Origin of the sequence: Vibrio rotiferianus (assembly GCF_002214395.1) — a bacterium.
GTDB lineage: Bacteria > Pseudomonadota > Gammaproteobacteria > Enterobacterales > Vibrionaceae > Vibrio > Vibrio rotiferianus.
On record NZ_CP018312.1, the window covers coordinates 338841 to 365061 of the forward strand.

General features: G+C 46.0%; 24 protein-coding genes. 23 read left to right on the forward strand and 1 reads right to left on the reverse strand.

What is annotated here, in order from left to right:
- Positions 1-21: 21 nt before the first annotated feature.
- The 10 genes from BSZ04_RS10685 to acpS all read left to right on the forward strand — a co-directional run bounded on the left by BSZ04_RS10685 (position 22) and on the right by acpS (position 8637).
- Positions 22-648 (forward strand): sigma-E factor negative regulatory protein, encoded by a 627-nt coding sequence (locus BSZ04_RS10685; RefSeq protein WP_010450288.1) that lies wholly within the window; start codon positions 22-24, stop codon positions 646-648.
- The gene (rseB, locus tag BSZ04_RS10690) at positions 645-1610 is read left to right on the forward strand and encodes a sigma-E factor regulatory protein RseB (RefSeq protein WP_010450286.1); all 966 of its coding nucleotides are present in this window, start codon (positions 645-647) and stop codon (positions 1608-1610) included. The genes BSZ04_RS10685 and rseB overlap by 4 nt, the downstream gene beginning before the upstream one ends.
- Positions 1607-2077, forward strand: coding sequence for a SoxR reducing system RseC family protein (locus tag BSZ04_RS10695; RefSeq protein WP_010450284.1), 471 nt, complete (start codon positions 1607-1609; stop codon positions 2075-2077). Before rseB ends, BSZ04_RS10695 begins: the two co-directional genes overlap by 4 nt.
- A 127-nt stretch (positions 2078-2204) precedes the next feature.
- Positions 2205-3998, forward strand: coding sequence for a translation elongation factor 4 (lepA, locus tag BSZ04_RS10700; RefSeq protein ID WP_010450282.1), 1794 nt, complete (start codon positions 2205-2207; stop codon positions 3996-3998).
- Positions 3999-4102: 104 nt separating this feature from the next.
- On the forward strand, positions 4103-5002 hold the full coding sequence (gene lepB / locus BSZ04_RS10705) for a signal peptidase I (protein WP_010450279.1): 900 nt from the start codon (positions 4103-4105) through the stop codon (positions 5000-5002).
- 21 nt (positions 5003-5023) lie between these two features.
- Entirely contained in the window at positions 5024-5701 is a 678-nt protein-coding gene (rnc, locus tag BSZ04_RS10710; RefSeq protein ID WP_010450278.1) for a ribonuclease III, read from the forward strand.
- Entirely contained in the window at positions 5694-6656 is a 963-nt protein-coding gene (gene era, locus BSZ04_RS10715; RefSeq protein ID WP_010450276.1) for a GTPase Era, read from the forward strand. The genes rnc and era overlap by 8 nt, the downstream gene beginning before the upstream one ends.
- Positions 6657-6784: 128 nt before the next feature.
- On the forward strand, positions 6785-7516 hold the full coding sequence (gene recO, locus BSZ04_RS10720) for a DNA repair protein RecO (RefSeq protein WP_005426504.1): 732 nt from the start codon (positions 6785-6787) through the stop codon (positions 7514-7516).
- A complete protein-coding gene (gene pdxJ, locus BSZ04_RS10725) occupies positions 7513-8244 on the forward strand; it encodes a pyridoxine 5'-phosphate synthase (protein WP_010450273.1) in 732 nt (243 codons plus the stop codon). The genes recO and pdxJ overlap by 4 nt, the downstream gene beginning before the upstream one ends.
- Positions 8245-8256: 12 nt before the next feature.
- On the forward strand, positions 8257-8637 hold the full coding sequence (gene acpS, locus BSZ04_RS10730; RefSeq protein WP_088880373.1) for a holo-ACP synthase: 381 nt from the start codon (positions 8257-8259) through the stop codon (positions 8635-8637).
- A gap of 99 nt (positions 8638-8736) precedes the next feature.
- Here acpS and barA read toward each other — a convergent pair whose 3' ends face one another.
- Positions 8737-11535, reverse strand: a complete 2799-nt coding sequence (barA, locus tag BSZ04_RS10735) for a two-component sensor histidine kinase BarA (RefSeq protein ID WP_088880374.1) — start codon at positions 11533-11535, stop codon at positions 8737-8739.
- Positions 11536-11727: 192 nt separating this feature from the next.
- Between barA and rlmD the strand changes: the two genes are divergently transcribed.
- The 13 genes from rlmD to rpoS all read left to right on the forward strand — a co-directional run bounded on the left by rlmD (position 11728) and on the right by rpoS (position 26138).
- On the forward strand, positions 11728-13047 hold the full coding sequence (gene rlmD / locus BSZ04_RS10745) for a 23S rRNA (uracil(1939)-C(5))-methyltransferase RlmD (RefSeq protein WP_088880375.1): 1320 nt from the start codon (positions 11728-11730) through the stop codon (positions 13045-13047).
- A gap of 124 nt (positions 13048-13171) precedes the next feature.
- Positions 13172-15391: a GTP diphosphokinase gene (gene relA, locus BSZ04_RS10750; RefSeq protein WP_045392046.1), complete on the forward strand. Its 2220-nt coding sequence runs from the start codon at positions 13172-13174 to the stop codon at positions 15389-15391.
- A 208-nt stretch (positions 15392-15599) separates the two neighbouring features.
- Positions 15600-16397: a nucleoside triphosphate pyrophosphohydrolase gene (gene mazG / locus BSZ04_RS10755; RefSeq protein WP_088880376.1), complete on the forward strand. Its 798-nt coding sequence runs from the start codon at positions 15600-15602 to the stop codon at positions 16395-16397.
- Between the two features lie 151 nt (positions 16398-16548).
- A complete protein-coding gene (locus BSZ04_RS10760) occupies positions 16549-18189 on the forward strand; it encodes a CTP synthase (RefSeq protein WP_005449808.1) in 1641 nt (546 codons plus the stop codon).
- Between the two features lie 78 nt (positions 18190-18267).
- Positions 18268-19569 carry a phosphopyruvate hydratase gene (eno, locus tag BSZ04_RS10765; RefSeq protein WP_005425372.1) on the forward strand — a complete coding sequence of 434 codons (1302 nt, stop codon included), beginning with the start codon at positions 18268-18270 and terminating at the stop codon, positions 19567-19569.
- 600 nt (positions 19570-20169) lie between these two features.
- Positions 20170-20451, forward strand: coding sequence for a cell division protein FtsB (gene ftsB / locus BSZ04_RS10770; protein ID WP_088880377.1), 282 nt, complete (start codon positions 20170-20172; stop codon positions 20449-20451).
- Between the two features lies 1 nt (position 20452).
- Positions 20453-21163, forward strand: a complete 711-nt coding sequence (gene ispD / locus BSZ04_RS10775; RefSeq protein ID WP_088880378.1) for a 2-C-methyl-D-erythritol 4-phosphate cytidylyltransferase — start codon at positions 20453-20455, stop codon at positions 21161-21163.
- Positions 21164-21177: 14 nt separating this feature from the next.
- Positions 21178-21654: a 2-C-methyl-D-erythritol 2,4-cyclodiphosphate synthase gene (ispF, locus tag BSZ04_RS10780; protein WP_088880379.1), complete on the forward strand. Its 477-nt coding sequence runs from the start codon at positions 21178-21180 to the stop codon at positions 21652-21654.
- 45 nt (positions 21655-21699) lie between these two features.
- On the forward strand, positions 21700-22743 hold the full coding sequence (gene truD, locus BSZ04_RS10785) for a tRNA pseudouridine(13) synthase TruD (protein ID WP_088880380.1): 1044 nt from the start codon (positions 21700-21702) through the stop codon (positions 22741-22743).
- Positions 22743-23519 carry a 5'/3'-nucleotidase SurE gene (surE, locus tag BSZ04_RS10790; RefSeq protein ID WP_071235295.1) on the forward strand — a complete coding sequence of 259 codons (777 nt, stop codon included), beginning with the start codon at positions 22743-22745 and terminating at the stop codon, positions 23517-23519. Before truD ends, surE begins: the two co-directional genes overlap by 1 nt.
- Positions 23519-24145 carry a protein-L-isoaspartate(D-aspartate) O-methyltransferase gene (locus BSZ04_RS10795; protein ID WP_010450248.1) on the forward strand — a complete coding sequence of 209 codons (627 nt, stop codon included), beginning with the start codon at positions 23519-23521 and terminating at the stop codon, positions 24143-24145. Before surE ends, BSZ04_RS10795 begins: the two co-directional genes overlap by 1 nt.
- A gap of 14 nt (positions 24146-24159) precedes the next feature.
- The gene (gene nlpD, locus BSZ04_RS10800) at positions 24160-25071 is read left to right on the forward strand and encodes a murein hydrolase activator NlpD (protein ID WP_038885718.1); all 912 of its coding nucleotides are present in this window, start codon (positions 24160-24162) and stop codon (positions 25069-25071) included.
- A gap of 80 nt (positions 25072-25151) precedes the next feature.
- A complete protein-coding gene (gene rpoS / locus BSZ04_RS10805) occupies positions 25152-26138 on the forward strand; it encodes an RNA polymerase sigma factor RpoS (protein ID WP_010450244.1) in 987 nt (328 codons plus the stop codon).
- Positions 26139-26221 lie beyond the last annotated feature (83 nt).

Genomic DNA, 26221 nt, shown 5'->3' on the forward strand with positions numbered 1-26221 from the left:
AAGTTAACTATGGTGAAAACAATGGCTGACAAAGAAAAACTTTCAGCTCTCATGGATGGTGAATTGGTCGATAAGGCTCTTATCAAAGAGATAGAGCAAGACCATGATAGTCTAGAGGCTTGGCAACATTATCATCTGATTGGTGATGTCATGCGAGGTGAAGCACCAGCAAAGCCTGAGTGGAATATTGCTGAAAGCGTAGCGTTAGCATTAGAAGATGAGCCAGCACATCGTGCCATCGATACGCACAGTGCCAACGTAATCTCAATTGGTGATGCACCTAGAGAGTCACAACCTGAACCACAACAAGCTAAGCGTCAGCTTCCTGCTTGGTTAACGCAGTTTGGTCAAGTTGCCGTGGCTGCCTGTGTGTCTTTAGCGGTGATACTCGGTGTTCAGCAATATGGAGGGAGCGATCCGTCACTTCCGCAAGCTGAACAATTACCAGTCTTGCAGACTATTCCATTTGCCGGTAGTGCAGAACCAGTGAGTTTAACTCGTGAATCCGTAGAGCGTTCTGTTGGTGAAGCGAATATGCAAGAGCAACGTAAACGCGTTCATGCTATGCTGCGTGACTACGAATTGCAGTTAAGAATTAACAGTGAAGCTTCTGAGCAAGGTGCTTCCCTGACTCCGGATATTGAATGAAGAAACTTCTGATCAGCGCTTGCGCTCTGTTCAGTATGATGACTCCACAAGCCTTTGCTGGTGACAAGCCAGCGGAGGCTTTATTGCATCAAATGAGCGAAGCGAGCCAAACCCTAAGCTACGAGCTCTCATACATCCTTATCAAAAAGAACAGCATCGAGCCTTTGTTGTATCGTCATGCGCCACATGGTGAAGAGCAATATGCTCACTTAGTCTATCTAAGTGGTCCTGTACGTGAAGTGATTAGACGTGGGCGAGAAGTCAGTTATGTCGAGACTGGTGCAGAACCTTTTACCATTGAATCAGGTAAAATGGTGGCTCCGATCATGCCTATGCTGAACACTGACATCGATGAGCTCAATTTGTATTATGACTATGTACAAATCGGGCGAGCGCGAGAAGCGGGTGTACCTACACAAGTACTGAGAATTGTACCGAAAGATGGCTTACGTTATTCATATGTGCTTTGGATAGATGAAAAAAGTAAATTGCCTTTGCGTGCTGATTTAGTCGATCGTGATGGTGAGATGCTTGAGCAGTACAGGGCGATTTCTTACACGGTAAATCCGAAAATTGCCGAGTTAATGAGTGGCCTACAAGATGTTCAATTGCCAGCCGTATTAACAATGCCAAAAGGCGATATAGGTACGAGTAATTGGCATGTTGGTTGGACGCCAGAAGGTTTTCAGCCTAACGAGTTGAACCGCTACCGCATGGCTGTGACAGACCAAATGGTGGAGAGCCAACTATATTCTGATGGCTTATTCAACTTTTCTGTTTATGTTGCTAAAAAAGACCAGCACTCCTTAAAGGGACAACTGGTTCGTCAAGGTCGTCGTACATTGCATAGCTTCATTAAAGGTGAACATGAGATTTCTGTTGTTGGTGATATTCCCCCTGCAACAGCGCAAAGAATTGCGCAGTCGGTTACTTTTGATGTAACAAAGAGTGAACAGCCATGATGACTGCACTTGCTACCGTGACGGGTGTTCATCGTCACGGTCAGCAATATGATATCGATCTTAGCTGCGAGCAACAAACCAGTTGCAGCAGCTGTTCGTCGCAAAAAAGTTGTGGTACAGGCGTGGTGACCAAAGCAATGGGAAATAAAACATTGTCATGGCATTTGCGCACTCGAAAGTCCGTTAAAGTTGGTCAGGTTGTGGAAATAGGTTTTCCTGAATCAAGCCTTATCAAATCAGCCATGGCGGTCTACCTCCTCCCTCTTTTTGGTTTGATTATTGGCGCTATTATCGGCCACTTCCTGTTAGCGCCCCTTACCTCTGGTGGTGAGGGAATCGTCATTCTATCTTCAGTGCTATTTGCTGCTGGTGGTATGTGGCTTGCAAAACGCGTGTCACGTCCACTGGAAGACGAGTCAAAACGGCAAGTTACTTTGATTCGAGTTCTTGGTGAGCCCATTCAATGAGTCCTACACTCTAAATAAGGTGCGCCCGTTAACGAAATTGGGTAGAATCTGCCAACTTGATTGAAATGCCGTCAAACGACAGCTTTCTTATGTCCCTATTTGTAAAGAGTTAGTCACCCATAAATCTATGAAGCACATTCGTAACTTTTCGATTATCGCCCACATCGACCATGGTAAGTCGACCCTATCTGACCGTCTAATCCAAGTTTGTGGTGGATTAAGCGATCGTGAAATGGCCGCACAGGTTCTTGATTCTATGGATCTTGAACGTGAGCGTGGTATCACCATTAAATCTCAGAGTGTGACGCTAAACTACACCGCTAAAGACGGTGAAACGTACCAGCTGAACTTCATCGATACTCCGGGACACGTTGACTTTGCGTACGAAGTATCACGTTCTCTAGCCGCTTGTGAAGGTGCGCTACTGGTGGTTGACGCAGGTCAGGGTGTAGAAGCTCAAACGCTAGCTAACTGTTACACCGCGATCGAAATGGATCTTGAGGTTGTGCCAATCCTAAACAAGATTGACCTACCAGCAGCCGATCCTGAGCGTGTAGCGGAAGAAATTGAAGAAATCGTTGGTATCGATGCAATGGAAGCAACCCGCTGTTCTGCGAAGACAGGTCTAGGTGTTGAAGACGTTCTAGAAAACATCGTATCAGCAATTCCAGCACCAGAAGGTGACCCTGAAGCGCCACTTCAAGCACTGATCATCGACTCATGGTTCGATAACTACCTTGGCGTTGTCTCTTTGGTTCGTATTAAAAACGGCTCACTGAAGAAAAACGACAAGATCAAAGTAATGAGCACAGGTCAAACTTGGGGCGTAGACCGCCTAGGTATCTTTACGCCTAAGCAAGTGGACACTGATGTTCTAAATACGGGCGAAGTAGGCTGGGTTGTTTGTGGTATCAAAGATATCTTAGGTGCTCCAGTAGGCGATACACTGACACTGGCGAAGAACGGCAGCGAGAAGCCACTACCTGGCTTTAAGAAAGTAAAACCTCAGGTATACGCAGGTCTGTTCCCTGTATCCTCTGACGATTACGAAAACTTCCGTGACGCACTAGGCAAACTAAGCCTAAACGATGCATCGCTATTCTATGAGCCAGAGAACTCAGCAGCACTTGGCTTTGGTTTCCGTTGTGGTTTCCTTGGTATGCTGCACATGGAAATCATCCAAGAGCGTCTAGAGCGTGAATACGATCTTGACCTAATTACAACGGCACCAACCGTAGTTTACGAAGTAGAGCAAACTAACGGTGAGACAATGTACGTTGATAGCCCGGCAAAACTGCCAGCGGTTAACGACATTGAAGAGATCCGTGAGCCTATCGCGCGCTGTAACATCCTAGTACCTTCTGACTACCTAGGTAACGTAATCACACTGTGTGTTGAGAAGCGTGGTGTGCAAGTGGATATGGTTTACCACGGTAACCAAGTTGCGATTACTTACGACATCCCAATGGCGGAAGTAGTACTGGACTTCTTCGACCGTCTGAAATCGACATCACGTGGTTACGCGTCTCTGGATTACAACTTCCAACGTTTTGAAACATCGAACATGGTACGTGTAGACGTTCTACTGAACGGTGATAAAGTGGATGCGCTAGCACTGATTACGCACAAAGATCAGTCTCAGACTCGTGGTCGTCAGCTTGTTGAGAAGATGAAAGAATTCATCCCTCGCCAGATGTTCGACATTGCGATCCAAGCGGCTATCGGTAACCACATCATTGCGCGTTCTACAGTGAAGCAGCTACGTAAGAACGTAATCGCGAAATGTTACGGTGGTGACGTGAGCCGTAAGAAGAAACTTCTGAAGAAACAGAAAGAAGGTAAGAAACGTATGAAGCAGATCGGTAACGTAGAGCTGCCTCAAGAAGCGTTCCTAGCCATTCTTCACGTTGGTAAAGACTAGAGTTGAACTATCTCGTACTCTTGTCTGTCATAAGACGTTAGATAGTAAAATAAGTGAAAGGGTTTCGGCTCTTTCACTTTCGTATTTTTAGATAAGGGAATTTAATGGCGAATACATTCTCACTGATTCTAGTTATCGTGACTTTGGTAACTGGCGTAGTTTGGCTACTGGAAAAGTTGGTGTTTGCGAAAAAACGTCAAGCGAAAGTAGCGGAGATTCAAGCGCAAACGGCAAACGGTCTGGATGCAGTGACACTGCAAAAAGTAGAAAGCCAACCTTGGTGGGTAGAGAATAGTGTCTCTATTTTCCCAGTAATTGCATTTGTTCTGGTATTACGTTCTTTTATCTATGAACCGTTCCAAATCCCGTCAGGTTCAATGATGCCAACTCTACTTGTAGGTGATTTTATCTTGGTGGAGAAATACGCGTACGGATTGAAAGATCCAGTGTGGCGTCATCAGCTAGTAGAAACAGGCAAACCTGAGCGTGGTGATATCGTTGTATTTAAGTATCCACCACAGCCAAACATTGACTACATTAAACGCGTTGTTGGCTTACCTGGTGATACGGTTCGTTATTCTTCAGACAAGCAAATTTGTATTCAATCGAAAGGTGAGTCAGCTTGTAAGCCAGTTAAACTGAGCAATGTTGAAGAGAGCCAATTTATCCAAAATGGCATTCCTCTGATTCAGATGAATGAAAAGTTGGGTGACGTTGAACATCAAATCTTGGTTAACCCTATCGTCCGTAACCGAGTGGAAAACTACTACCCTCGTAGCGGTACCAGTGAATGGGTTGTACCTCAAGGTCAGTACTTTGTTATGGGTGATAACCGTGATAATAGTGCGGACAGTCGTTTCTGGGGCTTTGTTCCAGAGGCTAATTTAGTCGGTAAAGCTGTCGCGATTTGGATCAGCTTCGAGTTTGAACGTGGCGCAGATAGCGTTCTACCTTCTTGGATTCCAACTGGTGTGCGTTTCAACCGCATCGGTGGTATTCACTAACCATTTAAATATCGAGAGAGTATGAATTCTCCAATTGAGAAACTAGAGAGAAAGCTCGGCTACCAATTTAAGGATGCTGGGCTTATCAACTTGGCGCTGACTCACCGCAGCGCCAATAGCAAGCACAATGAACGTCTTGAGTTTCTGGGCGATTCAATTTTAAGTTTTGTCATCGCTGATGATCTGTACCATCGTTTCCCGAAAGTGAACGAAGGTGACATGAGTCGCATGCGCGCTACTTTGGTTCGTGGGCACACATTGGCGGAGCTAGGTCGTGAATTCGATCTAGGAGATTATTTAAAATTAGGTCCAGGTGAATTGAAGAGTGGCGGTTTCCGCCGAGACTCTATTCTAGCCGATGCGGTAGAAGCCATTATTGGTGCAATTTACCTTGATAGTGATATTGAAGTTGTACGCGGTATTGTACTGAGCTGGTACAACTCGCGTCTTGAAGCCATCAAGCCTGGCGTATCACAAAAAGATCCAAAAACTCGCCTACAAGAGTTCCTGCAAGGCAGAAGAAAACCACTGCCTGTCTACACAGTGACTAATATTAAAGGTGAAGCGCACAACCAAGAATTCACGGTTGAGTGTGACGTAGCAGGTGTGGATAAGCCTGTAATCGGTAAAGGCACCAGCCGCCGCAAGGCAGAACAAGCGGCTGCAGAAACGGCACTTGAGCAATTAACGAATGGCTGATAACGAATTCGATATCGATGCGTTCTTCGCATCAAACGGTGAATCAACTTCACCAGAAAACCAACATTGTGGCTTTATTGCTATTGTTGGTCGTCCAAACGTAGGTAAATCGACACTTCTGAACAAAATCTTAGGGCAGAAAATTTCGATTACATCTCGTAAACCGCAAACAACTCGTCACCGCATCATGGGTGTCGACACAGACGGCGATTACCAAGCGATCTACGTAGATACACCAGGACTTCACATTGAAGAAAAGCGCGCGATTAACCGCTTGATGAACCGCGCGGCAAACTCATCTCTAAGTGATGTGAATCTAGTCTTCTTCTTGGTTGATGGTACACATTGGACCAAAGATGACGAGATGGTGCTAACTAAGCTTCAGAAGTCTAACTTCCCAGTTGTACTTTGTGTAAACAAAGTAGACAACGTGCAAGATCGCAACGAAGTGATGATGCACATGGCGGACATGTCTAAGAAGATGGACTTTGTTGACGTTGTGCCAATCTCTGCAAAGCAAGGCAAGAACATCGACGTACTACGTAAGCACGTTCGTGACCACTTACCTGAAGCTACGCACCACTTCCCGGAAGAGTACGTTACTGACCGCTCTCAGCGTTTCATGGCATCAGAAATTGTCCGTGAAAAGCTAATGCGTTTTACTGGTGAAGAACTCCCTTACTCGGTAACCGTTGAAATCGAACGTTTCGATTACAACCCTGAAACCGATGGCTTTCACATTAACGCCCTGATTCTTGTTGAACGTAACGGTCAGAAGAAAATGGTTATTGGTAAAGGCGGCGAGAAGATCAAAACAATTGGTCGTGAAGCGCGCCTAGATATGGAAGAGCTATTCGGTCGTAAGGTTTACCTAGAGACTTGGGTAAAAGTGAAATCTGGTTGGGCAGACGATGAACGTGCTCTGCGCTCACTAGGTTACATCGACGACCTATAAGTTTGGTTGCTTGTAAGTTTGGTAACAAAGACACTTCGTTCCAACATCGACTAAAATATAATATCAATTAAAATAAGGAGCCACTTGGCTCCTTATTTTTTATTACCGACTTAGGCACACTGATTGAAATGAGCAACCAGTCTTCAGAAGGCTTCCAGCGCTGCTTTGTATTGCACCGACGCCCTTATAGTGAATCGAGCTTAATTCTTGATGTATTCAGCGAGGAATATGGCCGTATCACATTGATGGCGAAAGGCGCACGCAGCAAACGCTCCAATCTTAAAGGGGCATTACAGCCCTTTACTCCGCTATTGTTGAAATGGTCTGGCAAAGGTTCGATGAAAACCTTACGTCAGGCAGAGCCGATCAGCCTTGGTTTACCGTTGTTTGGGATAAACCTTTATTCTGCTATGTACGTAAATGAATTGGTTGGACGCGTGCTGATGGCAGAAGTGCCGATGCCTGCCTTGTTTCATGACTATTTACATGCCTTAACTGAGCTGGCTCAGAGTGATAACCCTGAGCCTGGACTTCGTCGTTTTGAATTGGCCCTTTTGTCTTCGATGGGGTATGGCGTTGACTTCTTGCATTGTGCCGGGACAGGCGAGCCAGTCGATCCTGAGATGACTTACCGTTATCGTGAACAAAAAGGATTCATCGCTTCGGTAAGGCGCGACAACCTAACATTTCTAGGGAATGAATTAATTGCAATCAGTGAGCGGCGATTCGTCACTAAAGAGCAATTAAAAGCGGCGAAACGCTTTACACGTATGGCCTTAAAGCCGTATCTTGGCGGCAAACCTTTAAAAAGTCGTGAATTATTCATTCAGACATACAGAGCACGGAGTAATGGAAAATGAGCTCAATCTATTTAGGCGTTAATATCGACCATATTGCCACTCTACGTAATGCGCGTGGTACTAAATACCCAGATCCGGTACACGCAGCAGAAATCGCAGAGCGTGCTGGCGCAGACGGTATTACTATTCACCTACGTGAAGACCGTCGCCATATCTTGGATCGTGACGTTCGTATTCTGCGTGAAACCATTCAAACTCGTATGAACCTTGAAATGGCTGTTACTGACGAGATGGTTGAGATTGCATTGCAAACTAAGCCTGAGTTCGTTTGCCTAGTACCAGAAAAGCGTGAAGAGCTGACGACAGAAGGTGGTCTAGACGTTGTTGGCCAGCTTGAAAAAGTGAAAGCGGCAACGCAAAAACTAACCGAAGCGGGCATCAAAGTATCTCTGTTTATCGATGCAGACCGTCAACAGATCGATGCGGCAAAAGCTTGTGGCGCACCTTACATTGAGCTTCACACTGGTCACTATGCAGACGCGACAACAGAAGAAGATCAGCAAGATGAGCTGAAGAAGATCGCAGCAGGCGCAAGCTATGCTGACGACCTAGGTATCATCGTAAACGCGGGTCATGGTTTGACTTACCACAACGTTGCTCCTATCGCTGCTCTACCAGAAATCTATGAGCTAAACATTGGTCACTCGATCATTGGTCGTGCGGTGTTCGATGGCCTAGAAAAATCTGTGGCTGAAATGAAAGCCATTATGGTTGAAGCTCGTAAATAGTCAGATTTAAGTATGGCTATTCTAGGCTTAGGTACCGATATCGCAGAGATTGAGCGCATTGAAAAAGCGCTTGGTAGGACAGGTGAGCCGTTTGCACAACGTATTCTGTCGCAAGGCGAAATGACAAAGTTTGCCGAGCTGAAACAAAAGGGACGCTACCTTGCTAAGCGTTTTGCAGTAAAAGAAGCGGCCTCAAAAGCGTTAGGAACAGGTATTGCGAAAGGCGTAACTTTCCATGACTTTACGGTTTCTAATGATGAGTTTGGAAAGCCAGTGTTAACCCTATCTGGTGTAGCAAAGCAAATGGCAGAGTCGATGGGCGTGAAGTATATCCATCTGTCGATATCTGATGAGCGTCATTACGCGGTTGCGACCGTGATCCTAGAATCCTAACTCACCTGACGGCTGTTAATTAAAAATCGAATATGAAAAAGCCAGAGTCGATGCTCTGGCTTTTTTATTGATGCGATTTCGAATTAGGTGCGCTTATGTCTACTGCTCGATATAAAGCTTTGCTGTCGTGGTGACTTTAATCATCTCATCTTGCAGTTCGAACATTTCCGGCTCGATGTCTTCGATACTCGCACCCGAGCGCAGGGCTTGTTCTAAGGTTGCACACAGTGACTTCAACCTCGGTACGCCGCAGTAAGAGCTGCTACCATGAAGTTTATGCACCACATGGATAAGATCATCACGCGAAAAGTCTTCTTGCTCTAAGGCTTGATCAACCACTTCTTCCACCTCTGGAATAAAATCAATCAGCATCCGTAGCATATCTTTAGCGAGGTCTTCTTTATTGGCACTTTGCTTTAATGCTGCTTGCCAATCGATAATGACATCTTGTTGTGGCTTTTCTGGCACTGATGGCGCAGCTTCCACAACTGGTTCGACATAAGAAGGCGCGATTTTGTCGACACTCTCAGTACAGGTATTTGGGTTCCAGTGAACTAAAACCTGTTGCAGCACATGCTCTTCAATTGGTTTGGTCAGGTAATCATCCATACCCGCAGCCAGTAGTCGGTCACGCTCGCCCGCCATGGCATGCGCAGTGACTGCAATCACTGGGGTGTCTTTGTTCAGCTCAAGCTCTTTAATGTGCTGACAAGCGGTCACACCGTCCATCAATGGCATTTGAATGTCCATGAAGATCAGATCATATTTCTTCTCAGTTGCGAGATTCACCGCTTGCTGACCATTGCTGCACGCCGTGACCGTTTCTACACGCTCTTTCAGTAGTGCAGAGATCAGCTTCAAGTTAGCTGGGTTGTCGTCGACCGCAAGTACAGTCAGTGGTAGACGTTCATTCTCGACGGGTTCAATTGGTGCAATCACCGCTTGAGGCATTTCGACATGGTCAGTGATCAGGCTTTGCAGAAGCTTACGACGTGATAATGGCTTGGTCAGACATTGGATCTGATGATCGTTCATCACTTGATCTGCCAGTGCCAATTCCGTACTTGGCGTACCCATGATCACACTCGGAGCCATGCGTTTTGCTTGCTCAATCCATGTCGCAACGGATTGTTCGTCATAGGTTTGGTTAGCAGCTAGGTTCAACAAGACGTAATCGTAGTTTTCGTCGTTCTCTGGCAATGAAGAGCGGTAGGTCACCAGAATGCCTTCTTGGCTTAGGATCTGCTGAGTCACTGATGCCGCTTGCATGTTTGGCTCAACCAACAGCAATTGCTTACCTGTCAGCAGTTCGACTTCAATTAGATCGCTCATTGGCATTTCTGTTGAGCTCAGACGCAGCGTAAACCAGAAAGTTGAACCTTGGTGTAGGCGACTGGTTAAGCTGATTTCACCGCCCATTTGGCTCACCAGTTTCTGAGTGATAACCAGACCAAGACCAGTACCGCCGTAGCGACGTGAAATGCTCGCATCTGCTTGGCTAAACGCTTGGAACAACTGCGCTTGCTGGCGTTCGGAGATACCAATACCAGTATCGCGCACCATGAACTGCAGCTCGACCGAATCACCGGATTGTGAGCGCATCTCCACACTGATGTCGATGTTACCGCGCTCAGTAAACTTGATGGAGTTACCGACCAAGTTAGTGAGGATTTGTTGGATACGAAGTGGGTCACCTACCAAGCCTTGTGGGATCTTCGGATCCACTTTCAAGGTGATTTCCAGTCCTTTCTCGTGCGCGCTGGTGGCTTGTAGATTGATTACTTCTTCTAAGCTCTCACGGAACTCAAACGGAATGTTTTCCAGCGCTAGCTTACCGGCTTCCAGTTTCGAGAAGTCGAGGATGTCGTTAATGATGTTAAGTAGGTTGTTCGCCGACTTCTCAATCGTCTGCAAGTAATCCGTTTGGCTGTTTGATAGCTGTGTCTTCAGCATCTGGCGGGTAAAGCCAATCACACCATTAAGTGGAGTACGAAGCTCGTGAGACATGTTCGCTAAGAATTCGGATTTCACGCGTGCCGCTTCTTGCGCACGTTTCTTCGCGATATCCAACTCCACGTTCTGGATCTCTAACTGCTCAAGAGTTTCACGCAAGTCTGATGTCGCTTGGTCTATACTGTGCTGCATCTCAACGTGATATTCCGACAGCGAGACCGCCATGGCGTTGATACCGTTTTTAAGTTGGTCTAACTCACCGTGCATTTTTCCTTCGATACGAACATCAAGGTGACCACGGCGAATGCGATCCACAACGTTTTTCATGTGGGTGATCGGCTGGGTTACATCATGCATGAGGCGAGAGGCAAACACACTCGCGAGACCAAGGCCGAGAATCAATACCAAGAACGCAGAGAACACCTCTTGGTATTGCTGCAAGCGAAGGGACGAAAGATCCATTTCCACCGCGATGTAGCCAATGGCTTTGGTGCCTTGGTTCTCATTGGAGAATTCTGATAGGTAATGGCCTTCAGATAGAATAGGAACACGTAAGATGAGAGAGTTCTCAAACAGTTCCGAGTCGCCTAACTGAGGGATCGGCTTGTCTTTTGGAAACATCAGAGCTTCAAAATTGGGGTGGAAGTTAGAAGTAACAAAAAGCTCATGATTTTCATCGAACACCGCGATACTGCGAACGAGTTTAGAATTTTTGCGGTGAGCGTAACTGATAAGGCGACGAACTGCTTCGCGACTTTCGGAAAGTAGGTGAGTTTCACTGGCAATGGCAAGCGGCTCGATAATGCTATTACCTGTGGTGATAACTTGTTTCTCGAGGTCTTGGTAGCGATTAAATGAGAAAAAACCGCTCAGTAATAAACCAATAATGAGAGTGGGAGCGAGAGTTAGTGTAATTACACGTGCTCGTAAGCCATATCTGGTCATGTTATCTAATTACATCGGAGTCTGGATATGGGAAAATAACGCATTATTTCTCAAGCGCACGATAAAGCCTTGAGCAAAGAAGTGACGTCACCGGATAAACGGTAAGCATAATCAAGTCACTCGAATCACACAATGGCTGCAATCTAGAATAGTGAAGCAGTAGAGCAATTAGACACAAATCAGGCACAGAGCATGGCACGTATCTTTCAACCTAAAAAGAAAACGCAACTGAATACCCGTCACCAAGCGGTGCAAGTAGAGCGTTTGGATCACCACGGCGCGGGCATTGCTTACCTTAAGAAGAAACCATTGTTTATTGATGGTGCGCTACCGGGTGAGGAAGTGGTAACCCAATTGGTGGAAGAAAAGAGCAAGTTCGCTCGCGGTAAGTTGATTAAAATCCTTAAACCGAGTGAAGCTCGCATGGAGCCATTTTGTCCCCATTACCATGAATGTGGTGGCTGTGATTTGCAGCATTTGAACTATGACCAACAATTGGCGCACAAGCAGCAAACGCTTCGTCAGTTGATGAGAAAATTTGCCGGCAGTGATATCGAGTTAGATGCGCCTGTATTGGGTGACTCTCTTGGCTACCGTCGCCGTGCTCGTGTGAGTCTATTTGTCGATAAAAAGACTCGTCAGCTGCACTTTGGTTTCCGCAAGAAGCAAAGCAAGCAAATCGCGCAAGTAACGGACTGTCCGGTTCTAGCGCCTGAGTTGAATGTGCTGTTGCCAGAAATCTACTCGACGCTAAAAGCGTTTAAGAAGCCAGAACAACTTGGCCATGTAGAACTGGTGCTAGGTGACAATGGTCCATGCATTACATTGCGTCACTTAAGTAAATTAACAGATGAAGAAACCAACTCGTTGGTGGAATTGGCGAAGTGTCATCATGCATCGCTTTACCTGATGCCTGAAACGGACCAGCTGGATTTAATTGAAGGTGAGGTACCTTTTTACCAAGAAGCCGGTGTCACTGTGCCATTTACGCCCAATAACTTTATCCAAGTGAACCAAGCGGTAAACCAGAAAATGGTCGCTCAGGCAGTGGAGTGGTTAGACCCGCAAAGTGACGAGCGAGTGTTAGATTTGTTCTGTGGCCTAGGTAACTTCAGTTTACCAATCGCAAAACGTGCAAAACACGTGGTTGGTGTAGAAGGCGTGGCAGAAATGGTGGAAAAGGCAGCAAGTAATGCATCCTTGAACCAAATCAATAACGCACAATTTTATCACGCTAACCTTGAGCAAGATTTTGAAGGCCAAGTTTGGGCTGCCGAACAATTCGACAAAGTGCTGCTCGATCCAGCACGTGCGGGCGCGAGTGGGATCATCGATCAAGTTTCAGCGCTTGGCGCACAGCGTGTAGTTTATGTTTCTTGTAATCCTGCTACCCTTGCAAGGGATAGCCAGAGCTTGCTTGAGCAAGGCTATCAACTAACCAAATTAGGTATGCTGGATATGTTCCCTCATACCAGTCATCTAGAATCGATGGCATTGTTTGAAAAGTCTTAGTTTTTAAGACTTTGGCTACTTACTTGTGGTGGGTGGTCAATAAGCCAGCGTTTAAAGCTTGGCACTAGAACTAACCTGGATAGTGTTAGTCAAACCACACAAATATAATAATTAGGATGATGAAATGGTTGCGGTAAGAAGCGCGCATTTAAACCAAGATGAACAGTTTGAACTCGAAAACTGGGTGGCTAGCCTAGGGCAAGAGAAGAACACAGCAAAACGCTTAATTGAAGTGTATCGTGATTGCCAATCCATTTTGGCGAATCACGAGCAGGCTGAGCTTTTGTTGTGGCGTGGTCGAGAAATGATAGAAATCTTGATCACTTTATCGATGGATAAAGCGACACTCGTCGCTGCGCAACTGTTTCCTCTGGTCTCAAGTGGTGCTTTTGATAGAGAAGCGCTAGAGGAAAAATACAGCAAAGAGATCATTAAGCTGATTGATGGCGTAGAAGAAATGGCAGCCATCGGACAGCTAAATGTCACAATGGAAGGCGGAGCAGCGTCCTCTCAAGTGGATAACGTTCGCCGCATGTTGCTAGCGATGGTGGATGACTTCCGCTGTGTGATCATCAAATTGGCAGAACGCATCTGCAACCTGATTGAAGTAAAAAAAGCGCCAGACGAAATTCGTCGAGCAGCGGCAAAAGAGTGTGCAAACATTTATGCACCTCTGGCGAACCGCCTCGGTATTGGTCAGTTGAAGTGGGAAATTGAAGACTACGCCTTCCGCTACCAACAACCTGAAACCTACAAGCAAATTGCTAAACAGTTAGCTGAGCGTCGTATTGTTCGTGAGCAATACATCAAAGACTTTGTCGATGACTTAACCCAAGAAATGACGGTATGCGGGATCAATGCTGAAGTCAGTGGCCGTCCAAAGCATATCTACAGCATCTGGCGCAAAATGCAGAAGAAGAGCCTGGCGTTTGATGAATTGTTTGACGTACGTGCGGTACGTATCATCGCTGACAAACTTCAAGACTGTTATGCCGCTCTAGGTGTGGTTCACACCAAATACAAACACTTACCAAGCGAGTTCGACGATTACGTAGCAAACCCGAAACCAAACGGCTACCAGTCTATTCACACCGTGATTCTTGGCCCTGAAGGCAAGACGATCGAGATCCAGATTCGTACTAAAGAGATGCACGAAGACTCCGAGCTAGGTGTCGCAGCACACTGGAAGTACAAAGAGGGTGCAAGCAGCCGCAGTGGTTATGATGAGAAGATCACATGGTTGCGTAAGCTGCTCGATTGGCAAGAAGAGATGTCTGACTCTGGTGAAATGTTGGACGAGCTGCGTAGTCAGGTGTTTGATGATCGCGTGTATGCCTTTACTCCACGTGGTGACGTTGTCGACCTACCAATGGGCGCAACACCGCTCGATTTCGCTTACCACATTCACTCCGAAGTGGGTCACCGTTGTATCGGCGCTAAAGTAGCTGGTCGTATCGTACCGTTCACCCACAAGCTGCAGATGGGCGACCAAGTCGAAATCATCACTCAAAAAGAGCCAAACCCATCACGTGACTGGTTAAACCCATCTCTGGGCTTTGTAACATCCGGTCGAGCGCGTGCGAAGATTAACGCATGGTTCCGCAAGCAAAGTCGTGAGAAGAACTTAGAAGCCGGTCGTGAAATATTAGAGCATGAGCTGACTAAAATTGGCGCGACACTGAAAGACGCTGACAGTTACGCTCTGAAGCGTTTTAACGTAAATAGTGCCGATGAGTTATATGTTGGTATCGGTAGTGGTGATTTGCGTATTAACCAGATCATCAACCACATCAACGCGTTGGTGAATAAGCCAACCGCAGAAGAGGAAGACCAGCAAGCGCTAGAAAAACTGCAAGAAGCAGAAAGCAGAGCTCCAGCGCAAAGTCGTCCGAAGAAAGATGCGGTAGTGGTAGAAGGTGTCGATAACCTAATGACGCACCTAGCGCGCTGTTGTCAGCCAATACCAGGCGATGAGATCTCAGGCTACATCACCCAAGGCCGCGGTATCTCGGTTCACCGCAGTGACTGTGAACAGCTAGAAGAGCTTCGTCATCACGCACCAGAACGTATCATCGATACCGTCTGGGGTAGCGGCTTTGTCGGTTCTTACATCTTAACCGTTCGCGTCGAAGCAATGGAACGAGGTGGCCTACTCAAAGACATCACCACCTTATTTGCGAACGAGAAAATAAAAGTTACCAGCATGAAGAGCCGTGTCGATTACCGCACGCAAATGTCGATCATGGACTTTGACCTTGAAGTGACCAACCTCGAAGTGTTCTCGCGCGTTTCGAAACGTGTTGAGCAGATCAAGGATGTTATGTCGGTGAAACGCTTAGGCTAATTTTTACGTCGTATTTGGCTTTCTAGCGGCGTTAGCTGCACTTATGTGGCCCAATCTCATAGGCAAGCTATGCTCATGGGTCTCATAAGTTTACTGCCTTGCCAGAAGAACCAACTACTTAGTAAAAACAGTTAGAAAACAAATTAAAGGTGAGTGGTTTTGGCCGCTCACCTTTTTCTTTAGATAGAAAGGTTTAAAGGAACAGAAAATGAGTCATCCAATTGAACAGTTAGAACAAATCATGGCGAAGCTGCGTGACCCAGAAAGTGGTTGCCCTTGGGACTTAAAGCAGACCTTCGACACCATTGTTCCGCACACCATTGAAGAAACCTATGAAGTGGTGGATGCGATTCAAAACCGCGATTGGCCGAACTTGCAAGAAGAGTTGGGTGACTTATTGTTCCAAGTGATTTTCTACAGCCAAATGGCGAAAGAGCAGGGACTGTTTGATTTTTCTGACGTGGTCGAAACGGTTAACGAAAAGCTGACTCGTCGTCATCCGCATGTTTTTTCTGACGTAGAGTTCGAATCGGATGATGAAATTAACGCAAACTGGGAAGCGGAAAAAGCGAAAGAGAAAGCTCAAGTAGGCAAAGCTGAAGAAAGTATTCTAGACTCAATACCAAACTCTCTACCTGCACTTTCGCGTGCCACAAAGATCCAGAAAAAGTGCGCCAAATATGGTTTTGATTGGGACTCGCTTGGTCCGGTTGTTGGAAAAGTGCAGGAAGAAATTGAAGAGGTGATGGAAGAAGCGCTTCAAATTAATCCGGATGAGGAAAAGGTTGAGCTTGAATTAGGCGATCTTTTATTTGCAACTGTGAACCTGTCGCGTCACTTAGGGAAAGACCCAGAAGTGGCACTGGCAAAGGCTAACATAAAGTTCTCGAAACGCTTTAAAGGCGTGGAAACTAAAGTTGCAGCGCGTGGTAAGCAGCTCACAGACTTTACGCTAGATGAGCTTGATTCTATGTGGGATGAAGTGAAGCTAGATGAACAAAGATGAAAATACATGAATACGCGACTTTGATTTGAAGCAAAAAATAAAAAATTGCAGTGTGATAGATTTCACGTTGTGGCGTTAAGGAGCTTCTGGTATATTTACGTCCCGTCCAGAAGCACTCCATTTCCCTCATTCAACCAATTTCAGGTTAAACATGACGACAAATTACATTTTTGTTACTGGCGGGGTTGTATCCTCTCTAGGTAAAGGTATTGCAGCAGCATCTCTTGCAGCTATTCTAGAAGCTCGTGGTCTTAAAGTGACTATGATGAAGCTTGACCCTTACATCAACGTTGATCCAGGCACAATGAGCCCAACTCAACACGGTGAAGTGTTCGTTACGGAAGATGGCGCAGAGACTGACCTTGACCTTGGTCACTACGAGCGTTTCATTCGTACCAAGATGACCAAGCGCAACAACTTCACTGCTGGTCGTGTTTACGCTGACGTTCTACGTAAAGAGCGTCGTGGCGATTACCTAGGTGCAACTATTCAGGTTATCCCTCACATCACTAACGCTATTAAAGACCGCGTAATCGCAGGTTCTGAAGGCCATGATGTTGCTATCGTTGAAGTCGGTGGCACAGTAGGTGATATCGAATCACTGCCATTTATGGAAGCGATTCGTCAGCTTGCAGTAGAACTAGGCCGTGAACGTGCTATGTTCATGCACCTAACTCTAGTTCCTTACCTAGCAGCTGCGGGCGAAGTGAAAACTAAGCCAACTCAGCACTCTGTTAAAGAGCTGCTATCTATCGGTATCCAACCAGATATTCTTGTTTGCCGCTCTGATCGTATGATCCCAGCGAACGAGCGTAAGAAGATTGCGCTATTCTGTAACGTTCCTGAGAAAGCGGTAATCTCAATGAAGGACGTAGATTCAATCTACAAGATCCCTCAACTTGTTAAGTCTCAAGGTCTAGATGACCTAGTTTGTGCTCGCTTTGGTATCAACGCACCAGAAGCTGATCTGTCTGAATGGGAACAGGTTATCTACGAAGAAGCGAACCCAACTGGTGAAGTAACTATCGGTATGGTCGGTAAATACATCGAACTACCAGACGCTTACAAGTCAGTAAACGAAGCACTTAAACACGCAGGCTTGAAAAACCGTCTAAACGTCACAATTAAATACGTAGACTCTCAAGATGTTGAGACGAAAGGCGTAGAAGTACTTGAAGGTCTAGATGCAATCCTAGTACCTGGCGGCTTCGGTGACCGTGGTATCGAAGGTAAGATTCGCGCAGCACAATACGCTCGTGAAAACAAAGTACCTTACCTAGGTATCTGTCTAGGCATGCAAGTAGCACTGATCGAATACGCGCGTAACGTAGCGGGTATGGAAGGTGCACATTCAACAGAATTTAACAAAGACACTAAGTACCCTGTGGTAGGTTTGATCACTGAATGGGTAGACGGCGAAGGTAAAGTTGAAGAACGTACTGAAACGTCTGACCTAGGTGGTACGATGCGTCTTGGTTCACAGCTATGTCACCTAGAGAAAGGGACTAAAGCTCGTGAACTATACGGTAGCGCGACTGTTCATGAACGTCACCGTCACCGTTACGAAGTAAACAACGTTCTTCGTCCGCAAATCGAAAAAGCAGGTCTGAAAGTATCTGGCCTATCAGCGGACAAGAAACTAGTGGAAATGATTGAGAACCCAGCTCACCCATGGTTTGTAGCGGCTCAATTCCACCCAGAATTCACCTCGACGCCTCGCGATGGTCACCCACTATTCGCAGGTTTCGTGAAAGCTGCAGGTCAAAACGCTCGCGGCGAATTCGAGAAGTAAAAGGATACGGGCTGCGGCGAAGGTTGTGCTGCTGCCCTTTAAAATTGACATTTATATTTGAAACGAGAGGAAACATTAATGTCTAAGATCGTTAAAGTTCTAGGTCGTGAAATCATCGACTCACGTGGTAACCCAACTGTAGAAGCTGAAGTACACCTAGAAGGCGGTTTCGTAGGTATGGCAGCAGCTCCATCTGGCGCATCTACTGGTTCTCGCGAAGCTCTTGAGCTACGTGACGGTGACAAAGCACGTTTCCTAGGTAAAGGTGTTCTTAAAGCTGTTGAAGCTGTAAACGGCGCAATCGCTGAAGCTCTAGTTGGCAAAGACGCTAAAGACCAAGCTGCAATCGACGCAGTAATGATCGAACTAGACGGCACTGAAAACAAATCTAAGTTCGGTGCGAACGCTATCCTAGCTGTTTCTCTAGCAAACGCTAAAGCTGCAGCAGCAGCTAAAGGCATGCCTCTATACGAGCACATCGCTGAGCTAAACGGTACAGCTGGTCAATTCTCTATGCCTCTACCAATGATGAACATCATCAACGGTGGTGAGCACGCAGACAACAACGTTGACATCCAAGAGTTCATGATCCAACCAGTTGGTGCTAAGACTCTTAAAGAAGGTCTACGTATCGGTGCTGAAGTATTCCACAACCTAGCTAAAGTTCTTAAGTCTAAAGGCTACAGCACTGCAGTTGGTGACGAAGGTGGTTTCGCTCCTAACCTTAAGTCTAACGCTGAAGCTCTAGAAGTTATCGCAGAAGCTGTTGCAGCTGCTGGTTACGAACTAGGTAAAGACGTTACTCTAGCTATGGACTGTGCTGCATCTGAGTTCTTCGACAAAGAAGCTGGCATCTACAACATGAAAGGCGAAGGTAAAACTTTCACTTCTGAAGAGTTTAACCACTACCTAGCTGAGCTAGCTAACCAATTCCCAATCGTTTCTATCGAAGACGGTCTAGACGAGTCTGATTGGGCTGGCTTCAAGCACCAAACTGAACTACTAGGTGACAAGCTTCAACTAGTAGGTGACGACCTATTCGTTACTAACACTAAGATCCTTGCTGAAGGTATCGAGAAAGGCGTAGCTAACTCTATCCTTATCAAGTTCAACCAAATCGGTTCTCTAACAGAGACTCTAGCTGCAATCAAGATGGCTAAAGACGCAGGTTACACAGCAGTAATCTCTCACCGTTCTGGCGAAACTGAAGATGCAACTATCGCTGACCTAGCGGTAGGTACAGCTGCAGGTCAAATCAAGACTGGTTCTATGAGCCGTTCTGACCGTGTTGCTAAGTACAACCAACTTATCCGTATCGAGGAAGCTCTAGGTGAGCGCGCTCCTTTCAACGGTCTTAAAGAAGTTAAAGGTCAAGCTTAATTCTTAACTGAATTAACCGCTTAACTTAAAGCTTTTAAAAACACCCTGCCTTGGCGGGGTGTTTTTTTATATAACGGGAGCTCAAGGTGAGCGCGCTCCTCCATGTTTCAAGGAAGCGGTCTCAAAGAAGTTAAAGGTCAAGCTTAATTCTTAACTGAATTAACAGCTTAACTTAAAGCTTTTGAAAACGCCTCGCACTTGCGGGGCGTTTTTTATATAACGGAAGCTCTAGGTGAGCGCGCTCCTCCATGTTTCAAGGAAGCGGTCTTAAAGAAGTTAAAGGTCAAGCGTAATTCTTAACTGAATTAACGGCTTAACTTAAAGCTTTTAAAAACGCCTCGCGCTTGCGGGTCGTTTTTGTATCTGACATATGGGAACGCTTTGCTTCAAGAAGTGGGAGTGGAGGTTACTTTCGCCAACACTTACTTGTCATTTTCTAGAACTGCGAAGGAGATAGTGGGAAATCTCTTTGTTTCATTTTGCTGCTTTTTTCCTGTAAGGAGCGTGTGAGTCTCTTTTTCTGCCCTAGAGCCAATCACGCATTTATGCTATATATGTCACCTTATCTAATCCCTTCCGGTACAGAATGTTAGCAACGATATGCGAATCTTTGTCATAGCCCTTACGTTACTGTTTGGCTGGCTTCAATATACCCTTTGGTTTGGCAAAAATGGGGTGTCTGACTACTACACAGTAGAAGATGAAATTGAAGTGCAGCAGCAAGTAAACAGCAAGCTGCGAGCTCGTAATAACGAGATGTTCGCTGAGATTGATGACTTACGACAAGGTCTTGATGCAATCGAAGAACGTGCACGTCATGAACTTGGTTTGGTTAAAGATGGCGAAACCTTCTACCGAATTGTCGATGAGGAAGAGCATTAATATGTTGGATACTAATACTCCAATCCATATTGCTATTGTGCCTGCCGCAGGTGTTGGCAGCCGCATGAAAGCAGATCGTCCAAAACAATATTTGTTGATTGACGGTAAAGCGGTACTGGAACATACAGTAGATAAACTGCTTTCTCATCCAAAAATTTCTAAGGTTGTCGTGGCTATTACCGACGGCGACCCATACTACCCTGAATTGTCTATTGCTCAGCACCCTGATGTGATTCGTGTGGCTGGTGGCAAAGAAAGGGCAGACTCTGTGTTATCAGGGCTAAACTATGTAAGTACACATCTGGAGAGCGAGTGGGTCTTGGTCCACGATGCTGCAAGACCGTGTGTATTAACATCCGACATTGACCGTTTGATTGATGTTTGTAGCGCTCACCCAACGGGTGGCATCCTCGCCTCTCCAGTGAGAGACACAATGAAGCGAGCAAACACCGCACAAGACATTGATCATACGGTTGATAGAGAAGCATTGTGGCATGCACTGACTCCACAAATGTTTAAAACTCAGCAGCTTACCCAAGCGCTGGCTGACGCATTAGAACAAGGTGTCACCATTACTGATGAAGCTTCGGCTTTAGAGTGGTTAGGCGAAAAGCCGGCACTGGTTCAAGGGAATGCGAATAACATAAAAATTACTCAGCCAGAAGATCTTGCGCTAGCCGAGTTTTATCTCAGCCGTGAGCGCGGCGAATAAAGAAAGGATAGAAAATGATTCGAATTGGTCATGGTTTCGACGTACATAAATTCGGTGGTGAAGGTCCAGTAATCATTGGTGGTGTAGCGATCCCTTACGGACAAGGTTTGATTGCGCACTCTGATGGTGATGTGGCGTTGCATGCGTTAACGGATGCGCTGCTTGGCGCGATTGCTGCTGGCGACATTGGCCGCCACTTCCCAGACACGGATGACAAATGGAAAGGCGCAGATAGCCGTGAATTATTGAAAGACGTTTACCGTCGAGTCAAAGAACAAGGCTACCGTCTTGGTAATGCAGATGTCACTATCATGGCGCAAGCGCCGAAGATGGCACCGCACATTGACGCAATGTGTGCAGCTATTGCCGAAGACCTCGAAACCGACATTAGCAACATTAACGTAAAAGCGACGACGACAGAACGTCTTGGTTTTACTGGACGCAAAGAAGGCATTGCAACGGAAGCAGTTGTACTTCTGTTTAAGCAATAATTAGCAATTTGCTCCTCTAAGCTGTGATATCAGCGGAAATACATCATGTCAGACATTTTATCTTCATTGGCTTACCTAACAGGTAAGCCAGTTGCATCTGCAAAAATCAAAGCGCAACCAGAGCACTTTCAGGTTCGCGAAGATTTAGGTTTTGCCTTTACGGGTGAAGGCGAGCACTTAATGGTTCGTATCCGTAAAACAGGTGAGAACACCAGTTTTGTTGCTAACGAATTAGCAAAAGCCTGTGGTGTTAAGTCGAAAGACGTTAGCTGGGCGGGCCTTAAAGACCGTCATGCAGTGACCGAACAATGGCTAAGTGTGCATTTACCAAAAGGTGAAACGCCAGACTTTTCAGCATTTTTGGCGCAATACCCAAGCATCGAAATCCTTGCAACGGATCGTCACAATAAAAAACTTCGTCCGGGTGACCTGGTAGGGAACGAGTTCGTGGTTACTTTGTCTGAAGTGACAGATGTGACGGATGTTGAGCTACGCCTTGAAAAAGTGAAGCAAGTGGGCGTGCCAAACTACTTTGGTAGTCAGCGTTTTGGTAACGATGGCAATAACCTAGAAGAAGCACGTCGATGGGGACGCGAGAACGTTCGTACCCGCAATCAAAACAAGCGCAGCATGTACTTGTCTGCAGCTCGTTCTTGGATCTTCAACCGTATCGTTTCAGCTCGATTAGAGAAAGGCGTGTTTGATAAGTTCATCGACGGTGATTTTGCGCAGACAAGTTCTGGCACTCAGTTGGTTGATGCAAGCAACATCGCAGATCTACAAGCGCAATTTGCTGAAGGTCAAGTGGCAATTACCGCAGCTCTAGCAGGTGATAATGCGCTGCCAACTCAAGCGGATGCCCTTACTTTAGAACAACCATTCTTAGATGAAGAGCCAGACTTGATGGCTTTGATTCGTGGTAACCGTATGCGCCATGACCGTCGTGATATTGCACTTAAACCACAAGACTTAGCTTGGACGGTCGATGGTAACAACATCACATTAACGTTCTCGCTAGATGCGGGTTCTTTTGCGACTTCAATCGTGCGTGAGTTGGTCATCGAAGAAAAGGTAGAAAGAGAATACTAATGGAAATGGATTCACACAACGCGAAGCCATTAAGAATACTGCTCAGCAACGATGACGGTGTTCATGCTCAGGGAATTCATGCTCTTGCTGATGAACTAAGAAGCATTGCTGAAGTGACGATTGTAGCACCAGACCGAAACCGTTCTGGTGCGTCTAACTCACTGACGCTAGAGCAACCACTACGAGTGACCGAGATTTCGCCGAAGACTTTTTCTGTGCAAGGTACTCCAACTGACTGTGTGCACTTTGCGCTGAACGAGTTGATGAAAGATGACCTGCCAGACCTCGTGCTGTCAGGCATCAATCACGGCGCAAACCTAGGTGATGACGTGTTGTACTCCGGTACGGTGGCTGCTGCGATGGAAGGGCACTTCCTTGGCGTGCAGGCGATCGCTTTTTCTCTAGTCGGTAAACAACATTTTGAATCGGCTGCTAAAATTGCTCGCCAGTTGGTTGAGCAGCATCTGATTCGCCCAATTCCAACCAACCGTCTATTGAATGTGAACGTCCCTGATCTTCCGTTTGAAGAGCTTGGTGAGATTGAAGTGACTCGCTTAGGTGCGCGTCATCACGCTGAGAATATGATCAAGCAGAAAGATCCGCGTGGACATGATATCTATTGGCTCGGTCCTCCGGGCAAAGAGCAAGATGCCGGTATCGGTACGGACTTTTACGCGATTGAACATGGCTTTGTTTCAATCACGCCACTGCAGGTCGATCTCACTGCTCATGAGTCGCTGCGCGCAATGGACAGTTGGTTAAAGGAAGAGAATTAATGACTAACCCACATGCTGACAGGTTGATAGCATTTCTTATCTCCAGTGGCATCAGTGATCAACGTGTGTTGGATGCGATTTATCGACTGCCGCGTGAGAGTTTTGTCTCACAAGCAATGATGCACCAAGCATACGACAACAATGCACTGCCGATTGGTCAGGGACAAACCATTTCTCAGCCTTACATCGTTGCAAAAATGACAGAGCTGCTCGATTTAAAATCGGACAGCAATGTTTTAGAGATTGGCACGGGGTCGGGCTATCAAACGGCAGTTCTTGCTCAAATTGTGGATCATGTCTATTCCGTTGAGCGAATCAAATCTCTGCAATGGGACGCTAAGCGTCGCCTGAAGCAATTGGATATTTATAACGTCTCGACCAAACATGGCGATGGTTGGCTCGGATGGGAAACGAAAGGACCGTTTGATGCGATTATCGTGACTGCAGCTGCGGAAAGTGTTCCCCAAGCGCTTTTATCCCAGTTGAAAGACGGCGGTAAGATGATCATTCCTGTTGGTGAAGAAGAGCAGCAGCTATTAAAAATTGAACGTCAGGGTGAACAATATCTGTCAACCGTGGTAGAAATGGTAAGGTTTGTGCCATTAGTTGCAGGTGATTTGGCTTAAAGGTTAAAGACTAGGTGAAGAAGTTATTACATCGTTTTGGTATTAGCTGTTTGTTAGCTGCGGGACTGGTTGGTTGCGCGGCTCACTCGCCTGCACCCGTCTCAAGCATAAATAAAGATTACTCAACGGTAGAGCGCGGTAGTTATCGAGGTAGCTACTATGAAGTAAAGAAAGGCGATACCCTTTATTTTATAGCTTACGTCACAGACAAGGATGTAAAAGATCTGGTTCGTTACAATGAACTTGCTGCTCCTTACACGATCTTCCCGGGCCAGAAGTTAAAACTTTGGGCTCCGAAATATAATTCACCTAAATTTGGTCATAAAGTGGAACCCGTTGTTCCACCTGTGGTTGTAGCGACCCCAAGCCCAACCGTGACAAAAACAACACCAGCCAAGACATCAAATTCAAGTAAAAGCTCTAGTCAGAAGCCAACGAAAGTTACACAAAAACAGCCTCCAAAGAAGGTTGAACAATCGAAATCAAAAGAGTATGTTGGTTCAAAAGGTAACCAAAATGTTAAGAAGCCAGCGCCTACAACTACAGCAAAAAATGACAAAGTGTCTAAGTGGTTGTGGCCTACAAAAGGGAGAGTAGTTAAGAATTTTTCAGCGGGCGAACAAGGAAATAAAGGCATCGACATCGCAGGACAGCGTGGTCAGCCTATCGTTTCAACCGCAACCGGCACAGTTGTGTATTCTGGTAATGCGCTAAGAGGTTATGGCAACTTAATAATAGTTAAACATAACGAAAATTATTTAAGTGCATACGCTCACAACGATAGATTGCTGGTTTCAGAAGGACAAAGTGTTAAAGCTGGACAAAAAATCGCGACGATGGGTAGTTCGGGTTCGAAATCGGTCAGACTTCACTTTGAAATTCGTTATCAAGGTAAGTCCGTTAATCCAAAACGGTATTTGCCTTAAAACTTTGAATAACAACTTGCGACATCATTTAGCGACATATTGAGTTGTCATGTCTTGCTAACTCGCCAGGGGGAGGCGTTATGAGTATCAGCAACACAGTAACCAAAGTTGAAGAGTTTGATTATGACGATGCAGCAGTAGGCCGCATTAATAACGAACTTGTAAAATCACCATCCAAAAAAGAGAAGAGCTCGCAAAGAGAGGAATTCGATGCGAGTAATAAGAGCTTAGATGCAACACAGCTTTATCTAGGTGAAATTGGCTTCTCACCTCTACTCACAGCAGAAGAAGAAGTACTTTATGCTCGACGTGCATTGCGTGGCGATGAAGCTGCTCGTAAACGTATGATCGAAAGTAACTTGCGTCTGGTAGTGAAGATCTCTCGCCGCTACAGCAATCGTGGTCTTGCACTTCTTGATCTCATCGAAGAAGGCAACCTAGGTTTGATCCGTGCGGTAGAGAAATTTGATCCAGAAAGAGGCTTCCGTTTCTCAACTTACGCAACGTGGTGGATCCGCCAAACGATCGAGCGTGCGTTGATGAACCAAACTCGTACCATCCGTCTGCCAATTCATGTGGTTAAAGAGCTGAACATTTATCTGCGTACCGCGCGTGAACTTTCTCAGAAGCTCGATCATGAACCAACAGCAGAAGAGATTGCTGCACAGCTAGATATCCCGGTAGAAGACGTAAGCAAAATGCTTCGCCTTAACGAGCGTATTAGTTCTGTTGATACACCAATTGGTGGTGACGGCGAGAAAGCGCTGCTGGATATTATTCCTGATGCCAACAATTCAGACCCTGAAGTTTCCACTCAGGACGACGACATTAAATCTTCATTGATCCATTGGTTAGAAGAGCTGAATCCAAAACAGAAAGAAGTGCTTGCACGTCGGTTTGGTCTGCTTGGCTATGAGCCATCAACACTTGAAGAAGTGGGACGTGAGATTGGTCTAACACGCGAACGTGTTCGTCAGATCCAAGTGGAAGGCTTACGTCGACTACGTGAGATCTTGATTAAACAAGGTCTGAACATGGAAAACTTGTTCAACGTAGAAGATGATTAGGTAGAAGCGCTGTAGAGGCGAGTTCAGAACAAACAAAAGGCTATGGGTGACCATAGCCTTTTTGCGTTTTACTGGATAAGTTT